Here is a 16872-nt window from a genome sequence, read left to right on the forward strand (position 1 = left end):
TCGATAATCCTCCCGTGCCGTGGTCCGAGCTCGAACGCGTGCTCAGCGGGCGCCGACCCGACCCGACGCCGCCGAACGCGGACGGCGGTGACAGCCCAGCGTGGTCGCGCAAGCGCTCGGCCTACGTCAAACCGCCCGTGCTGCGCCCCGACGTCACCGTTCCCTACGCCGAACTGCACGCGCACACGTCGTACTCGTTCCTCGATGGCGCGTCCTCGCCCGAAGACTTGGTCGAGGAGGCCGAACGGCTAGGGCTGCATGCCCTCGCCGTGACCGATCACGACGGTTTTTACGGGATCGTGCGCTTCGCCGAGGCCGCAGAGGCCTTTGCCCTCCGCACCGTTTTCGGCGCCGAACTCTCCCTCGAGCTCACCCGACCGCAGAAAGGCGAGCCCGAACCCGAGGGGGCGCATCTGGTCGTGCTCGCCCGCGGCGAAGAGGGCTACCACCGCCTAGCCGGAGCGATCACGACCGCGCAGCTACGGGGGGCCGAGAAGGGGCGACCCGTCTACGATCTCGAGGAGCTCGCCGCTCAGTCCGGCGCGGGCGGGGGCGGGCGAGCCGGGAGTTCCGACGGGCACTGGGCGGTGCTGACCGGATGCCGCAAGGGGGCCGTGCGGCGGGCGCTCGAGGCCGAGGGGGTTGATGGCGCCGCCCGCGAACTCGATCGCCTGGTCGCGTTGTTCGGTCGTGACAGCGTGCACGTCGAGCTGACCGACCACGGCGATCCGCTCGACTCGCGCCGCAACGACGCCCTCGCCGAACTCGCCGTCGAGCGACGCCTGAGCCTCATCGCCACGAACAACGTCCACTACGCAGCCCCCGAACGCGCCCGACTCGCGGCTGCGGTTGCGGCCGTACGGGCCAACCGCAGCCTCGACGAACTGGACGGATGGCTGCCAGCACATCACGCCGCGCACCTGCGCTCGGGTGCCGAGATGCACGCCCGCTTCGCCCGATACCCCGGTGCCGTGGCCCGAACCGTTCCCCTTGCCGACGAGCTCGCCTTTCCCCTGCGCCGCGCGAAGCCCGCACTGCCGCGGCAGGAGGTGCCCGAGGGACACACACCGATGTCGTGGCTGAGGCATTTGGTCTGGCAAGCCGTGCCGAAGACCTACCCCCGGCTGAGCGCGGACGAGAGAGCGCGGATAGAGGGCGAGCTCGACGTCATCGAGCGCAAGGACTTCCCCGGCTACTTCCTGATCGTGCACGACATCGTCGCCGAGGCCCGACGCCGAGGCATCCTGTGTCAGGGGCGCGGGTCCGCGGCGAACAGCGCCGTCTGCTTCCTGCTGAACATCACGGCGGTCGATCCGATCTACTACCGGCTGCCGTTCGAGCGGTTCCTGTCGTCGCTGCGCGATGAAGAGCCCGACATCGACGTCGACTTCGATTCCGATCGCCGTGAAGAGATCATCCAGTGGGTCTACGGCCGGTACGGCCGCGAGCGCGCCGCGCAGGTCGCGAACGTCATCCAGTACCGGCCGAAGAACGCCGTTCGCGACATGGCCAAGGCCCTCGGACATTCGCCCGGCCAGCAGGATGCCTGGTCGGCGCAGGTCGAACGCTGGGGTGCAGAGCTGACGTCGTCCGACCACGACATCCCCGATCAGGTGATCGAGTACGCGACCGAGCTGCTCAAGGCACCCCGGCACCTCGGCATCCACTCGGGCGGCATGGTGTTGACCGACCGGCCCGTCGGTGAGGTCGTGCCGATCGAACACGCGCGGATGCCGGGGCGCACCGTCATCCAATGGGACAAGGACGACGCTGCCTGGATGGGCCTGGTCAAGTTCGACCTGCTGGGTCTCGGCATGCTCGCCGCCCTGCAGCACTGCTTCGACCTGATCCGCGATGCGACGGGCGAGCAGTGGGAGCTCGCGACGCTTCCGAAGGAAGAGCCGGCCGTCTTCGACATGCTGTGCCGCGCCGATTCGATCGGGGTGTTCCAGGTCGAATCGCGCGCGCAGATGGGCCTGCTCCCCCGCCTGCAGCCCCGTACCTTCTACGACCTGGTGGTCGAGATCGCTCTCATCCGACCCGGTCCCATCCAGGGCGGCGCGGTGCATCCGTTCGTCCGCCGCAAGCTCGGCCGCGAGCCCATCACCTACCCGCATCCGAAGCTCGAGCCCGTCCTCGAGCGCACGCTCGGGGTGCCGGTTTTCCAAGAGCAGCTCATGCAGATCGCGATGGCGGTCGGCGGATGCACGGGCGAAGAGGCCGACCTGTTGCGCCGCGCGATGGGGTCGAAGCGCGGGCTCGAGAAGATCGATTCGCTGCGCGAGCGCCTGTACGAGGGCATGGCTTCGAATGGACTCACGGGTGAGGTCGCCGATGACATCTACGCCAAGATCCAGGCGTTCGCGAACTTCGGCTTCGCGGAGTCGCACTCGCTGTCGTTCGGGCTGCTGGTGTACGCCAGCTCGTGGATCAAGCTGCACTATCCGGCGGCTTTCCTCGCGGGGCTGCTGCGGTCGCAGCCGATGGGCTTCTACTCCCCCGCGACCCTCGTCGCCGATGCCCGGCGCCACGGCGTGGAGGTACTGCGGCCCGATCTGCAGCGCTCGGGCGTGACCGAGCTGCTCGAGCCCGTGACCGACGACGCGCCGGACGTCGGTCAGGATGGCGCGCCCGACATGTCCGGCTCCCGTCCCCGAGGAGCGCGCCGTCCGACGGGGCTCGACTCGTGTCCCACCCCCGAGCAACCCTCGCCGGGCCTGTTCGACGCGAAGGCACCGGATGTCTCGGCCGCACATCGCCGCGACGGTGCTTTCGCCGTGCGCCTCGGGTTGAAAGGTGTCACGGGCATCGGCGAGGCGACCGCGCAGAAGATCGTGGCGGAGCGGGATGCCCGCGGCCCCTATCGCGACCTGCACGATCTGGTGCGGCGCACCGACGCCACGGCCGCCCAGCTCGAGGCGCTCGCCACCGCCGGGGCCTTCGAATGCCTGGGGCTCACCCGCCGCGAAGCGATCTGGCTCGCTGGGTCGGCGGCACAGGATCGCTCGGAGTTCTTGCCCGGCACGATGATCGCGGTACAGCCACCGCTGTTCCCCGATCTGACCGGCTACGACACCCTGGCCGCCGACCTGTGGGCGACGGGCGTCTCGACCGGAGATCACCCGCTCGCGCACTACCGTCCCGACCTCGACAAGCGGGGTGTGCTGTCGTCCGAGGCCATGCAGACACACGAGGAGGGCCGCCGCGTCGAGGTCGCGGGACTCGTGACGCACCGACAACGCCCGGCTACGGCATCCGGGGTCACGTTTCTCAATCTCGAGGACGAGCACGGGCTCGTCAACGTGATCTGCACGGTCGGCGTGTGGAACCGCTATCGCCGTGTCGTGCGCGACAGCCCGGCGCTCATCGCCCGGGGCATGTTGGAACGCTCCCCCGAGGGCGTGACGAACCTCGTGGCGGATGGCTTCGAAGATCTGCGGGTGGGCGTGCCCGTGCGGCACAACTCCCGGGACTTCCGGTGACCGGCGAACGCGCTCGTTTGTGTCTGCGCAGTCCGCCTAGACTGCCGCCGTGGGTGAGCGCATCGAAATCAACGGAGTCCGTGTCTACCGTGCCGAGCCGTCGGGTCCGCCACGCGGGGCGATCATCGTCATCCATGAGATCTGGGGGCTCGTCGACCAGATCACGCGGATCACCGATCGGTGGGCGGACGAGGGATACCTGGCACTCGCCCCCGACCTGCTGAGCGACATCGGCGTCACTCCCGAGGTCGGCGAAGAGCTCGCTGCTCTCAACGCCGACCCCGACGAAGAGAAGCGCGCATCGCTGCAGCCGCGCCTGAGAGAAGCGCTCGCCCCGATCCGTTCCCCCGAGTACGCATCGGAGGCCGTGGCGCGCCTGCGTACCGTGGTCGACCACCTCGCCTCCCTGCCCGCGATCAATGGACGCATAGCCGTGACGGGGTTCTGCTTCGGAGGGACGTACAGCTTCGCCCTCGCCGCGGACGACGACCGGGTTCGCGCCGCGGTTCCCTTCTACGGGACGGCACCAGAACCCGAGGCTATCGCCCGCATCACGTGCCCCGTGCTCGCTCTCTACGGCGAGCTCGACCCGGCGCTGATCGATCGTCTGCCCGAGGTACGCGGGTCGATGGAGGCGAACGGCATAACGTTCTCCGATCACGTGTACCCCGGCGCGCGGCACGCATTTTTCAACGAGACGAATCCCCACACATACGATCCGGATGCGGCCGCAGACGCGTGGCGGCGAGCCACGACATTCGTCGACCAACGGCTGCACGTCAACGCCTGCTCGCGAACCCGCTGAGCCGGACCTCAAGGGCGGGGCCGGCGTGTGTCGTATACCCAGTCCTCGGCGATCGCGCCCCGGTCATCGCGCAACACGACGGCGATCGTCGCGACGACGACGACGAGAACGAGCGCCACGAGCAGGACGACGATGAGCATGAGAACCTCCGAGATCGGGTGAATGGTTCGATCCGATCGCGGCGCAGCACGAACAACAACAGGCCAATCGAATTGGACTGGCTCCTGCCCGTACGTTCTTCGCGTAAATTCGCGGATTCAGGCGGTCACTACGGTCCAAATCTTCTCGATTGGACCAATCCAGATATACACGGCTACTGACCGCGCATCCCCGGAGACAACGTCCGTACGATGGCCGCGAGGAGGGATCGTGGGATTCTCGCTGGCCGGGGCCGTCGTGTCGCTCGTCATCCTTGCGCCGAATGCGCTGCTGATCGTCTTCCGGCCCATCGACAGCCCGCCGCTTACGCACCCTCCCCGGCCACTCGCCTGGCTCGAGCGAGGTGGCCAAGCGCTCTGTCTCGTCGTTCCGGCGCTGACGGGGCGGGAACCCGGCGATGCCTGGTGGCTCGCAGCCGTGATCGCCTCCATCGCCGTGTACCTCGGGCTCTGGGCGCGCTACCTCGCGACGGGACGGCGCATCGGGTCGCTCTACGCACCCCTCGGACCGATTCCGGTACCGATGGCGCTGTTCCCGATCGCGGCGTTTTTGTTCGCCGCCGGATGGCTCGGGTCGTGGTGGATCGCGCTCGCCGCTGTCATCCTGGCCGCGGGGCACATTCCCCTCGCCGCGGCCGTCTCCCGTGCCCTCGAGCGCACGACCCGAACACCCCCGCCGTCGTGACAGGGGTGGCAGCGAGCGCGAGCGCAACCCCCATCCCGCAGCGCGCGGCGCGCGTATCGTGGCCGACGAATCGCCCGTGAAAGGAGCCCCAATGTCGCACACCGTCGCAGAACTGTTCGTCGAGACCTTGAAGAGCGCTGGAGTAACGCGGATCTGGGGGCTGCCGGGCGATTCGCTCAACGGTTTCACCGACGTTCTGCGCCGAGACAAAGACATCCGCTGGATGCATGTGCGGCACGAAGAGTCCGCGGCCTTCGCTGCTGCCGCCGAAGCCGAGATGACGGGAGAGCTCGCCGTCGTCGCGGGCAGCGGGGGCCCCGGCAATCTGCATTTCATCAACGGCCTGTTCGACGCCCAGCGCAGCCGCGTCCCGGTGCTGGCGATCGCTTCGCATCTGCCGACCGCCGAGATCGGCAGCAACTACTTCCAGGAGACGCACCCGCAGGAGCTTTTCCGCGAATGCAGCGTCTACAGCGAACTGGTCGCCGACCCGAGCCAGCTCCCGTGGGTACTGGAGATCGCCATGCGCACAGCGATCGAAAAGCGCGGGGTCGCCGTCGTCGTCGTGCCAGCCGACGTGTTCTTCGCCGATGCTCCCGACCGCCGTCCGTCCGCACCGATTCGCCCGACCGAGTCCCGGGTCCTGCCAGCCGAGTCGGAGTTGCGTGCGGCCGCCGCTCTCCTCGACACCGCCGGCAAGGTCACGATCCTCGCCGGCGCGGGCGTCGCGGGGGCTCATACCGAGGTGATGGCGCTCGCCGAGCGCCTGCAAGCGCCCATCGTTCACGCGTACCGGGGCAAGCAGCACATCGAGTACGACAACCCCTACGACGTCGGGATGACGGGGCTGCTCGGCTTCGCCTCGGGTTACCGCGCGATGGAGCACTGCGACACACTGCTGATGCTCGGCACCGACTTCCCGTACCGGCAGTTCTATCCGAGCAGAGCGAAGATCATCCAGATCGACATCCGCGGCGAACAACTCGGCCGCCGCACCCCGATCGATCTCGGCCTGGTCGGTGGCGTGCGCGAGACGGCGGCGGCACTCCTGCCTCTGCTGCGCGAGGATCACCGCGACGCACACCTGAAGGACTCCGTGGCCCATTACGCGAAAACCCGCCGCGAGCTCGACGGCTTCGCCAACGACGACGGCAAGCAGCCGATCCATCCGCAGTACGTCGCACGCCTGATCGACGAGCTGGCAGCACGAGATGCGGTGTTCACCGCGGATGTCGGCACGCCCGTCATCTGGGCCGCTCGCTACCTGCGAATGACGAAGGAGCGACGCCTGATCGGATCGTTCACTCACGGCTCGATGGCCAACGCCCTGCCGCACGCGCTGGGCGCCCAGTCGGTCGACCCGAAACGTCAGGTGATCGCGCTCGCGGGCGACGGGGGCCTGGCGATGCTGATGGGCGACCTGCTCTCGATCCGCCAGAACGACCTGCCCATCAAGATCGTCGTGTTCAACAACTCATCCCTGAATTTCATCGAACTCGAGATGAAGGCGGCGGGAATCGTGCCGTTCGGTACCGGACTGCAGAATCCGGACTTCGCCGAGGTGGCGCGGTCGATGGGCATCGGAGGCATCCGTGTCGAAAAGGCGTCCGAACTCGAAGCCGCGCTGACGGACGCGTTCGCCGATCCGGGTCCCGTGCTGATCGACGTCGTCGTGGCGCGCGACGAGCTCTCCATCCCGCCGTCGATCACCGCCGCGCAGGCCAAGGGGTTCGCGCTCTATGCCCTGCGCACGGTGATGTCGGGCCGGGGCGACGAGCTTCTCGATCTCGCCGACACCAACGTGTGGCGGCGGATATTCGGGTGAGGCCTAGGCGCGAACGCGTCGGCTGGCCCGGAGCGCACTGTCGACCACGGCGACGGCGACGATCGTGACGAGGTAGACGACAATGTCGCGCGCGTCGAAGACCGTGCCGAGCACGAGCATGATGGGCGGGAAGACCGCCCCGAGGGCGAGGGGTACGCCGATCAGCTGGAACAGTTCCACGCCCACGCACCACACCGCCGCGAGAAGGCCGGTGACGACGACGCGCCGACGGGGCAGCAGGATCACGACGGCGAGATAGACCGCGACCGCGTAGAGGGCGTCACCGGCGATGTCGGATGCTGCGACGTCGGGCGCAAGCAGGTACACCGCCAGACCAGCACCGACCGTGAGCAGGAGCGCGCCGAGGGCGACCACGCGACGGCGGATGGGCCGCGCCGCAACCGTCGCACCTGAGTCATCCGCCATCCCTCCACCGTATGCGCCGCAGCCGCATATTCACGGCGCGACGGCCTACCGTCGCCCGGGCGCGGGGAACAAGATGTAGGCGGGAGCCGCCTCCCGGCGGAGCATCTTCCACCACGAATCTCACGGCAAAGGCAGGCACATCATGTCTCGGACTTACGTCATCACAGGAGCGGCGAGCGGGATCGGCGCGGCGACCGCGCAGCTGCTCGGCGAGCGCGGCCATCGGGTCATCGGGGTCGACATCCGTAATGCCGACATCAACGTCGATCTGACGACCGCCGAGGGACGTGAGCGGATGGTCACCGAGGTCTCCGCGGCATCCGCCGGGCACATCGACGCGATCATCGCCAATGCGGGGCTGGCCACCCCCACCGCGGCGACGGTGGCCGTGAACTTCTTCGGAGCCGTGGCGACGCTCGGGGGCCTGCGCCCCCTGCTGGCCGGGTCGGCGGCCCCTCGCGCCGTCGCGACAGTGTCGATGGCATCGCTCTACCCGCCAGATGACGCCTTGCTCGAGGCGCTTCTGGCCGGTGACGAAGAAGCGGCGCTCGCTCGGGGCGCCGAACTCGAGGCATCCGCGCCCGAGATGGCAAATCTGATCTACGGAACGACGAAGCGGGCGCTCGCGCGATGGATCCGTCGCAACGCTCCGACGCCCGACTGGGCAGGAGCGAGCATCCCGCTGAACGCGATCGGCCCAGGTGTTGTGGCAACACCGATGACCGCAGACCTGACCGCGACGGCCGAGGCGCGGGACGCGCTGCTCCAGATGGTGCCGATGCCGCTGAACGGAATCTTCGAACCGCGTGACGTCGCCTATCTGCTCGCCTGGCTGACGAGCGAGGAGAACGCCCACCTGTGCGGGCAGGTCGTCTTCATCGACGGCGGATCGGATGCGATCATCCGGGGCGACTCGACCTGGTGAGCTGTCCGCTGTCCGGCATCCTCGCCTCGCACGGGAACAGGAGAACACACGAAAACAGGAGGATCCGCGCCGGATCGTCCTGTTTCCGGCGAATCGCCTGTTCTCGAGCGAGGGTCGGGCAGGGAAGAGCCGGGTGACGGATGCTTCGGCCGCACGCCGACGCCTGCCCTAGCCTGAGACGGTGAGCGAAGAGACCCCCCGCCCGGCAGCACCCGCGGCAGCGACCGCGACCGCGACCGCGACCTCGACCTCGACCTCGACCGCGACCTCGACCTCGACCTCGACCGCGACCGCGACCGACGACGATCGTGCCGAGACGAGCATCGCCGCCGCGATCGGCCGGGCCGTGGCATCCGCTCGCTCGGACCGGAAGCTGTCGATGCGCGCTCTCGCCGCCGAGGCGGGCATCAGCCAGCCGTTCCTCAGCCAGATCGAGAACGGCCACACGCTTCCGTCGATGCTGACGCTCTACCGCCTCGCCGGTGCGCTCGGCCTGTCGGCCGCCGAGCTGATGCCGTCCGAGGTCGGGCCGGCTTCGATTCATGTCCAGCGCCGCGCGGACGCACGCCGGGTGCCGGTCACCGAGTCCGCCAACGCGGGCATCGGGCGCATCCTGACCGCCTCGGGTCGTCGCGTCGTCGCGACCGAGTACGTGGTGCGCGCAGACGAAGACATGGGCGACTGGTTTCAGTCGGACGGCGAGCTGCTCGTCTACGTTGCCGACGGGCGGATTGTTGTGACGATCGAGGGCCAGGGCGAGTGGGAACTCGGCACCGGGGATGCCATGACCTACCCGGGTGAGCTGCGAAACGTGTGGCGCGTGATCGGCCCGGAGCGCGCCACAATCCTTCTCGTGCACTCCCCGGATGCGTGAGGTTCAATTCGTCTCGGGGTCACGAGCCCGGCCGTAACAAGTTATTTACATAAGCAATCATTGATTGCTGTGTACTATCACTCCATGAGTGAAACCTTCGTTGTCCCGACCGTCGACATCTCCGCCTACGTCGAAGATGGGAGCGCGGAAAGCAAGGCCGCCGTCGCGCGTGCCCTCGATACCGCGTGTCGCACCGTCGGCTTCATCCAGATCGTGGGCCACGGCGTACCGACGTCGGCGACGGATGGCCTCGCGCAGGCGATGGACGACTTCTTCGGCCAGGAACTCGAGGCGAAGAAGCAGTGGAAACGTCCCGCAAAAGAGAACCGCGGCTACAGCCCGCCCAAGAGTGAATCGCTGAGTTATTCGCTGGGCGTCGACCCCGTCACGCGCATGAACGACTTCTTCGAGGCCTTCAACATCGGCAGCTCGGCTGCCGACTTCCCGGGCTTCACCGACGAGACGGGCGACTACGCGGCCAACACCTGGCCCGACACACCAGGATTCGAGGAACGCGTCTCCGCATACTTCGCCGAGGCGCGGCGGGTGGCCTACACACTGCAGGATGCGTTCGCGGATGCGCTCGGCGTCGACCGGGACGTGTTCGGCGCGGTGTCGGACCATCCGATCAACGTCTTACGCATGAACAATTACGCCCTGCCCCCGGGCAGCATCGAGCTCGGCGCCGACCTCACCGGGATGGGCGAGCACACGGACTACGGGATGGTCACGGTGCTGTGGGCCGATCGGGTCGAAGGCCTGCAGGTGCTAGGGCGCGATGGGCGGTGGCACGATGCCATGCCCGCCGAGGGGGCACTGCTCGTGAACCTCGGCGACATCGCCGCGCGCGTCACGAACGACGAATGGATGTCGACCCTGCACCGCGTCAAGCCGCCCATCGTGAATGGCACGATCAAGCGGCGTCGCTCGGCAGCGTTCTTCCACGATTGGAACGCGGATGCCGTCATCCGGACGCTGCCGACGATCCTGGAGCGCTCCCAGCCGATCTACGAGCCCATCACCGTGGCCGAGCACGTGCAGGCGAAATTGCGCGGATCGCGCGCGGGCGTCAAGAACACCGCGGCCGCGCGCGAACAGGCGCGCGTCGAGGCAGCACTGTGACGCATCCTGCCTCCTCGCCCCTGATTCCGAAGGCCGAGCTGCATATGCACCTCGAGGGGGCCCTGGAATCCGAGCTTCTCGTGACCCTCGCGCGCCGCAACGGTGTTGCGCTGCCCACCTACGATCCCGATGCGCTCGACGCCCGCTACCGATTCGGGCAGCTGCAGGACTTTCTCGACGTGTACTTCGAGAACCTCGCGGTCGTGCGGACCGCCGAGGACTTCTACGACCTCGCGGCGCTCTACCTGCGTCGCGCGCGTGAGAACGGCGTCACGCGCGCCGAGTCCTTCTTCAACCCGATGACGCACGTGCAGTCGGGGGTGCCGCTCGCCGCGGTGATGGAGGGCTACGGCGCCGCGTTTGCCGACGCCCGGCGCGAAGGACTCTCGTGCGACATGATCCTCGACTTCACGCGCGATCTGGGGGCCGAGGCAGCCGATCAGATGCTGACGGACTTCGCGCCGTTTCGCGACATGATCATCGGCGTGGGGCTGGACTCGACCGAGGTCGGTTATCCGCCGGTGCTGTTTCGTGACGTGTTCGCGCGCGCTGAAGCGGACGGCCTGCACCGCACATGTCACGCGGGCGAAGAGGGCGATCCCGAGTACGTTCGTCAGGCTCTGGACGATCTGCGGGTCGAGAGGATCGACCATGGACTGCGCGCGGTCGAAGACCCGGAGCTGCTGAAGCGCATCGCCGCCGAGCAGATCCCGGTCAACGTATGCCCACTGTCGAACGTCGCGCTGCGCGCCGTGGACCGGATGGAGCAGCACCCGCTGTTTGCGATGCTTGATGCGGGTGTTGTCGGGACGATTTCGAGCGACGACCCGGCCTACTTCGGTGGTCAGATCGGGGCCAACTTCGGGGCTCTCGAGGACATCGGAACACCCCGGGACGTGCTGCTCGGGTGCATCGAGAACTCGTTCGAGGCCGCGTTCATCGACGCGGGCGAGCGCGAGCTGCACCTGGCTGCGCTCCGTTCCGCGGCGGCGTAACGGGAGATGTGAAAACTCTCATCTCAGCGTTGCGATTTCGGCGTGATGTGGGGGCCTTTCGGGGTTCGGGTGTCGGTGGTGGTCCATAGAGTTTAGAACATGCATTCGAATAACAGTCGCGTCGCTGACATCTGCGACGTCGATACCGAAGCGCGTGACCTCGCGATCCGGTTCGCCGAGGCATCGCGGGCGGTCGCTCGTGCGCAAGCTGCGCAGGCGCGGGTCCTGGCGGATGCTGCGGATCTCGGGATGCGTCGAGTCGCCGAGTTGGGGTCGACGTCCTCGCGTGAGGCAGAACTGCCTCTTCGTGCTTTGGCTGCAGAGCTGGCGGTCGCGGCGTGCATGTCCGATCGCACCGTGCAGGGCCGAATGAACGACGCCGCCGTGCTCGCCGAAGCGTTCCCCGCAACGTTTGACGCGTGGGATGAGGGCCGGGTCAGCGCGAGGCATGTCGCGGTGATCATGGAGCACGGACTACCGCTCACCGACGCGGACGCGCGTGCCGTGTTCGAGCGCGAAGCGCTGGTCCGGGCCGAGGGAACCACGCCCGGACGGCTCGGGTCCGCGCTCGCCCGACTGGCAGAGACGCTGCAGCCCCGGACGCTGACGGAACGCCACCAAGAAGCCCGTGCTTCGCGGGGTGTCGGTGTGCGGGACATCGGGGATGGGATGGCGGAGTTCAGCACCACCCAACCCGCGGTACTCGCCCACGGGATGCACGACCGCATCACGCAGCAGGCCCAGGCGATCAAGAACGCCGACCCGTCTGATGCCCGCACGATCGATCAGATCCGTGCCGACCTCGTCGCAGACATGCTCCTCACCACCACACCCGACGCCCAGACCGGCGCGGGAATGTCCGACGGGTTTGGTGGACTCGGGTCGATCCAAGCGATCGTGAACGTCACCATCCCCGCCCTCGCGTTGGCCGGAGTCACGGATGAGCCCGCCGAACTGGTCGGGCGGTGCCCGATCGACCCCGCGATAGCCCGGCAACTCGCGGGACACGCGACCGGGTGGGACCGGGTCCTCGCCGACCCCATCACCGGATGTGTGCTCGCCGTGGACCGGTACACCCCGTCGGCGGACATGAAACGGTTCCTCCGGGCGCGGGATCAGCACTGCCGATTCCCCGGATGCCGACAACCCGCCCACCGGTGCGATCGAGACCACACCCTCGACTACGCGTTGGGCGGCGAAACCGACGTCTGCAACCTCGCCTGCCTCTGCAAACGACACCACACGTTGAAGGGCGAAACGGCGTGGACCGCCCGACAACTCGGCGGCGGAATCCTCGAATGGACCTCACCCGGTGGTCACATCTACATCGACAAACCCCCACCCGCGCTGGTCCTCTTCACGCCGAACACGGACCCACCACCGTTCTAGGCATCGCGTCCGCCGCGCCCGTCCGCCGCGCCCGCTCCGGTCGCGGAGCCTCCGGTCGCTGCGCCTGTCGAAAATGACCCGCTGCATCCTGCCCGCTCGGCGTGCGCGGTTCCGGCGTTCCCTTCGACAGGTCCAAAGAGCACTGAGCCCCCGGTCACTGAGCCCGTTCGAAGTGACCGGCTCAGGGAACGTCATCACCCTCCGGCGCGCCGTGGGTGTGCATGCGGATGCCGACCTCGTTGAAGATGCTGATGATCTGCGCGGGACGGTTGCCCGTTGCGCCCATCGCATGCGGGATGCGGGTATCGAACTCGGCCGCCTCGCCCCGCGCCAGCACGAGGTCCTGCTCACCGAGCCGCAATCGCAACCTCCCCGCGATGACATATAGCCACTCGTAGCCATCGTGCACGCGCAGCTCGGAGCATCCGTTCGGATCAGGCGAATACGTGATCTTGTACGTGTTCACGGCTGAGCCCTCGGGCGCGAGCGGAGCGATGACCATGCCATCCCGACGAATGACCGACCGGCGCACGCGAGGGTCGACCGTCGGCGCGGCCACCAGGTCGTCGATCCGCACCCCGAGCTGACGGGTCAGCGGCACCAGCAACTCCAGGCTCGCCTGACGCTTGCCAGACTCGAGCCGAGACAGCGTGCTCACCGACATCTGTGCCCGCGCGGCCACCTCTTCGAGCGTCCACCCGCGCGCATGACGCGCCGCACGAAGTCGCACGAAGTCGCACGCCGACCTGATCCAGTCCATCCGCCATATCGCCCACGCTTCCCGACTTGCCAATACCGCAAACCTGTTTGCCATTCTGACACCCATGACTGCACGCTGGGGTCATGCAGACATCAGTCACCGACTCTTCGGCCGAACTCTGGGACACGATCATCATCGGCGGGGGCGTCGCCGGTCTCAGCGGCTCGCTCATGCTGGGCCGCGCCCGCCGCCGCGTCCTCGTCATCGATGCCGGTACACCCCGCAACCGCTTCGCCGCACACATGCACGCCGTTCTGGGTCACGAGGGCATCGACCCCGCTGAACTGTTGCGCATCGGTCGCGCCGACGCATCCGCCTTCGGCGTCGAATTCGCGGATGCCTCGGTCACGCGCGTCGATGATGTGCCAGACGAACTGCGAGTCACGACCGACACCGCGACGTCGTATGTCACGCGCAGCCTGATCGTCGCAACCGGCATCACCGATCGCCTGCCCGATATCCCCGGACTATCGGAACACTGGGGAACGAATGTCCTGCACTGCCCGTACTGCCACGGCTGGGAGGTGCGCGATCGGCGCCTGGGTGTGATCGCCATCTCACCGATGTCACTGCACCAGGTCCAGCTGCTCCGACAGTGGAGCGACGACGTGGTGTTCTTCGCAGACCTCGCCGGCCCCCTCGACGAGCAGACGCGGGCGCGCCTCGGCGCCCGCGACATCCGCATCGTCGACCAACAGGTCGTCGAGGTACTCAATAACGGCGGCACCCTGAGCGGCGTGCGGCTCGAAGACGGCTCGATCGTCGAGATCGACGCGATCTTCACCGGAGGCGCCCCGGAACCGCATGACCGGATGCTGGAGCACCTGAACCTCGACCGGGTCGACAGACCGATGGGCAACGTGATCGCCGTCGACGCCGTGGGTCAGACCAGCGACCCCCGCGTCTGGGCTGTCGGCAACGTCGTCAACCCCGCGGCGAACGTCCCGCTCGCCATGGGCACAGGCTCATTCACCGGTGCCGCGGTCAACGCCGCGCTCGTCACCCAGGACTTCGATACCGCCGTGGACCGAACGAGCAAAGACGCTGCGGAGGTCGGGGCATGACGGATCAAGCGCCGATCGATTTCTGGGAGCAGCGCTACAGCGGCACCGGCCGAGTGTGGTCGGGCCGGGTCAACGCGACGCTGGCCGCCATCGCCGGAGAGTTCACGCCCGGTCGTGCACTCGATCTCGGCTGCGGCGAGGGCGGAGACGCCATCTGGCTCGCCGAGCACGGATGGTATGCAACCGGCGTCGACCTCTCGCCCACCGCGATCAACCGGGCGCGAGCGGCGGCCGCCGAGCGCAAGCTGCACGATCGCACGACGTTCGTGTCGGCCGACCTGGCGGCTGACCTGTCGACCTACACCGACGACGACAGCTACGACCTGGTCATGGCATCCTTCCTGCAATCCCCCGTGGAGCTGCCACGCGAGCGGATCCTGCATGCCGCGACCGGATTCGTCGCGCCCGGCGGACGCCTGCTCGTGGTCGGGCACGCCGCGGCGCCGGCGTGGGCGCCGCCCGAGTTCGTCCAGCACGCGGTCTTCCCCACGCCCGACGGTGATCTTGCAGCGCTCCGCCTCGACGCGACGCAGTGGTGGACGCTGGTGTGCGAGGTACGGGAGCGCGAGGTCACGGCACCGGATGGTTCGGACGCCGTGCTGCTCGACAGTGTCGTGCTCGTGCAGCGCGCCAGCGCGCCAGCGGGTGAGGATCGCTCGCCCGAGCCGTAGCCTGGGGGCGTGACTACCCCCGAGAAGAGTGCAGTCTCGCAGGCGACCCGCACCCCGTCCGCCGTGCGAGGCCTCCGACGCGCGGCGATCGTCGTGGTCATCGTGTCGCTGCTGCTGGCCGGTGCGCTCGGAATCGTGGCGCTCCTGTCCGGTGAATTCGGTGAGACGCAGGGCCGCATCCTGCTCACGACCCTCGCCGTCGCGGCGTTCGGGCTCACCGCACTCTGTCACCTGGCGATCGCGTCCCACAGGTTCCGCATCGTCGGGTACATCGGTATCGCGACGAGCGTCGCGGCGCTCATCCCCGCCCTCGTTCTCATCTGGTCGTGGTTCGACCTCAGCGAATCGACCAGCGACTGGTTCCGCGCGCTCGGCGTCCTGACGATCCTCGCCGTCACCCTCGCGCAGGCGAACCTTCTGCTCCGCTCCGCGTCCTCCACGCGACGGATCGTTCACATCGGTCTCACGATCACGCTCGCCGCCGCCACGATCGTGGCGATCATGCTGTGGCTGCCGATCCTGACCGAGGGCGATATCCCCGGCAGCGACACCGGCTACTGGCGGTTCTTCGGGGTGATCGCGATCATCGATGTGATCGGCACGATCGCTGTGCCCATCATCGGACTCGTTGTGCGCGGCCGTCCGGATGACTCGGCGCGGCTGACCCTCGACATCCCCGCGACACTCCTCGCTCGCCTCGAAGCCGAAGCGTCATCGCACGGGACAGACCGCGAAAGCGTGGCCATCACGGCCCTCGATCGCGGGTTGAGAACAGAGCCTCAGCAGGACGCGGTGTGAACGGGAACGACGAGGAACTTCCCCTCGATCCCGACCTCGATGCCGCCGAAACGGCAACCGGCGCGTCGCGCCCCATCCATCTGCGCCCTGGCGCACTACTGCTCGTTTTCGTCGGCGGAACGCTCGGCACCGCCGCCCGCGAAGCGCTCAGCTTGGCCATCCCGCCCCTGAACGGCATCCCGTATGCCATTTTCGGCATCAACATCGTCGGGGCTCTGCTTCTGGGCGTGCTGCTCGAGTCGCTCGTCCGCCGCGGCCCCGACCACGGCGGTCGCCAGCGCCTGCGGTTGCTGCTCGGCACGGGCGTCATGGGCGGGTTCACGACATACAGCGCCCTCGCACTCGATTCGGCGCGCCTGATCGGTTCTGGCACGGTCGGTGCCGGAGCGGCATACGCCGTGGGGACGGTCCTGGTCGGAGCCGCCGCGACCTGGACCGGGATCGCTCTCGCCGCCGCCGCGCATCGCCGAACGCGACCCGTGCCGAATGGGGAGACGCGATGACCCCGCTCGTTTTCGTCGCCATCGCCGTAGCCGGCGGCCTGGGTGCGGCATCCCGATTGCTGCTCGACGGCATCATTCGAACCCGCGTCTCGGGGCGAATCCCCTGGGCCACGATCATCATCAATGTGACCGGATCGTTCGCACTCGGGTTCCTCGCCGGACTCGCGGCCGGTCAACTCGTCTCGGACGGTTGGTACGCCGTCATCGGGGCCGGGTTCCTCGGCGGCTACACGACGTTCTCGACCGCCAGCTTCGAGACCGTGCGCCTGTTGCAAGAGCGCAAGCGGCTTGCGGGTGTCCTCAACGGGCTCGGCGTGCTCGGCGCGACCACCCTCATGGCTGGGCTCGGCCTGTGGATCAGCGGCAGCATCACATGACGACGGCTTGACC

The 16872-nt window shown here is 68.0% G+C and carries 17 protein-coding genes; 14 read left to right on the plus strand and 3 right to left on the minus strand.

Features of this window, described 5'->3' with window-relative positions; translation table 11 throughout:
* Window positions 1-14: 14 nt before the first annotated feature.
* Window positions 15-3482, plus strand: coding sequence for an error-prone DNA polymerase (locus ACXZ1E_RS02980; protein ID WP_458352033.1), 3468 nt, complete (start codon window positions 15-17; stop codon window positions 3480-3482).
* Between the two features lie 49 nt (window positions 3483-3531).
* Window positions 3532-4287, plus strand: coding sequence for a dienelactone hydrolase family protein (locus tag ACXZ1E_RS02985; protein ID WP_458041960.1), 756 nt, complete (start codon window positions 3532-3534; stop codon window positions 4285-4287).
* Between the two features lie 8 nt (window positions 4288-4295).
* Here the strand turns inward: ACXZ1E_RS02985 and ACXZ1E_RS02990 are convergent, their stop codons facing one another.
* Window positions 4296-4427 (minus strand): hypothetical protein, encoded by a 132-nt coding sequence (locus ACXZ1E_RS02990; protein WP_458041961.1) that lies wholly within the window; start codon window positions 4425-4427, stop codon window positions 4296-4298.
* A gap of 229 nt (window positions 4428-4656) precedes the next feature.
* On the opposite strand from ACXZ1E_RS02990, the gene ACXZ1E_RS02995 reads away from it, so the two are divergent.
* Both ACXZ1E_RS02995 and poxB read left to right on the plus strand, forming a co-directional pair.
* Window positions 4657-5130, plus strand: coding sequence for a hypothetical protein (locus ACXZ1E_RS02995; protein WP_458041962.1), 474 nt, complete (start codon window positions 4657-4659; stop codon window positions 5128-5130).
* Between the two features lie 91 nt (window positions 5131-5221).
* Window positions 5222-6955, plus strand: a complete 1734-nt coding sequence (gene poxB, locus ACXZ1E_RS03000) for a ubiquinone-dependent pyruvate dehydrogenase (RefSeq protein WP_458041963.1) — start codon at window positions 5222-5224, stop codon at window positions 6953-6955.
* 3 nt (window positions 6956-6958) lie between these two features.
* Here the strand turns inward: poxB and ACXZ1E_RS03005 are convergent, their stop codons facing one another.
* A complete protein-coding gene (locus tag ACXZ1E_RS03005; protein ID WP_458041964.1) occupies window positions 6959-7381 on the minus strand; it encodes a ribosomal maturation YjgA family protein in 423 nt (140 codons plus the stop codon).
* Between the two features lie 142 nt (window positions 7382-7523).
* On the opposite strand from ACXZ1E_RS03005, the gene ACXZ1E_RS03010 reads away from it, so the two are divergent.
* The 5 genes from ACXZ1E_RS03010 to ACXZ1E_RS03030 all read left to right on the plus strand — a co-directional run bounded on the left by ACXZ1E_RS03010 (window position 7524) and on the right by ACXZ1E_RS03030 (window position 12686).
* A complete protein-coding gene (locus ACXZ1E_RS03010) occupies window positions 7524-8306 on the plus strand; it encodes an SDR family oxidoreductase (RefSeq protein ID WP_458041965.1) in 783 nt (260 codons plus the stop codon).
* A gap of 181 nt (window positions 8307-8487) precedes the next feature.
* Window positions 8488-9180, plus strand: coding sequence for a helix-turn-helix domain-containing protein (locus ACXZ1E_RS03015; RefSeq protein ID WP_458041966.1), 693 nt, complete (start codon window positions 8488-8490; stop codon window positions 9178-9180).
* 84 nt (window positions 9181-9264) lie between these two features.
* Window positions 9265-10302, plus strand: a complete 1038-nt coding sequence (locus ACXZ1E_RS03020; protein ID WP_458041967.1) for an isopenicillin N synthase family dioxygenase — start codon at window positions 9265-9267, stop codon at window positions 10300-10302.
* The gene (add, locus tag ACXZ1E_RS03025; RefSeq protein WP_458041968.1) at window positions 10299-11297 is read left to right on the plus strand and encodes an adenosine deaminase; all 999 of its coding nucleotides are present in this window, start codon (window positions 10299-10301) and stop codon (window positions 11295-11297) included. Before ACXZ1E_RS03020 ends, add begins: the two co-directional genes overlap by 4 nt.
* Before the next feature lie 99 nt (window positions 11298-11396).
* Window positions 11397-12686: a DUF222 domain-containing protein gene (locus ACXZ1E_RS03030; protein WP_458041969.1), complete on the plus strand. Its 1290-nt coding sequence runs from the start codon at window positions 11397-11399 to the stop codon at window positions 12684-12686.
* A gap of 181 nt (window positions 12687-12867) precedes the next feature.
* Here ACXZ1E_RS03030 and ACXZ1E_RS03035 read toward each other — a convergent pair whose 3' ends face one another.
* On the minus strand, window positions 12868-13446 hold the full coding sequence (locus tag ACXZ1E_RS03035; protein WP_458041970.1) for a helix-turn-helix domain-containing protein: 579 nt from the start codon (window positions 13444-13446) through the stop codon (window positions 12868-12870).
* Between the two features lie 83 nt (window positions 13447-13529).
* On the opposite strand from ACXZ1E_RS03035, the gene ACXZ1E_RS03040 reads away from it, so the two are divergent.
* The 5 genes from ACXZ1E_RS03040 to crcB are packed head-to-tail and all read left to right on the plus strand — an operon-like array spanning window position 13530 to window position 16859.
* Window positions 13530-14510, plus strand: a complete 981-nt coding sequence (locus tag ACXZ1E_RS03040) for an NAD(P)/FAD-dependent oxidoreductase (RefSeq protein WP_458041971.1) — start codon at window positions 13530-13532, stop codon at window positions 14508-14510.
* On the plus strand, window positions 14507-15181 hold the full coding sequence (locus ACXZ1E_RS03045; protein ID WP_458041972.1) for a class I SAM-dependent methyltransferase: 675 nt from the start codon (window positions 14507-14509) through the stop codon (window positions 15179-15181). Before ACXZ1E_RS03040 ends, ACXZ1E_RS03045 begins: the two co-directional genes overlap by 4 nt.
* A gap of 9 nt (window positions 15182-15190) precedes the next feature.
* A complete protein-coding gene (locus ACXZ1E_RS03050) occupies window positions 15191-15979 on the plus strand; it encodes a hypothetical protein (protein WP_458041973.1) in 789 nt (262 codons plus the stop codon).
* Entirely contained in the window at window positions 15976-16482 is a 507-nt protein-coding gene (locus ACXZ1E_RS03055) for a fluoride efflux transporter FluC (protein ID WP_458041974.1), read from the plus strand. Before ACXZ1E_RS03050 ends, ACXZ1E_RS03055 begins: the two co-directional genes overlap by 4 nt.
* On the plus strand, window positions 16479-16859 hold the full coding sequence (crcB, locus tag ACXZ1E_RS03060) for a fluoride efflux transporter CrcB (protein ID WP_458041975.1): 381 nt from the start codon (window positions 16479-16481) through the stop codon (window positions 16857-16859). The genes ACXZ1E_RS03055 and crcB overlap by 4 nt, the downstream gene beginning before the upstream one ends.
* Window positions 16860-16872: the final 13 nt, after the last annotated feature.

The organism is Pacificispira sp. HM-600 (genome assembly GCF_977993705.1).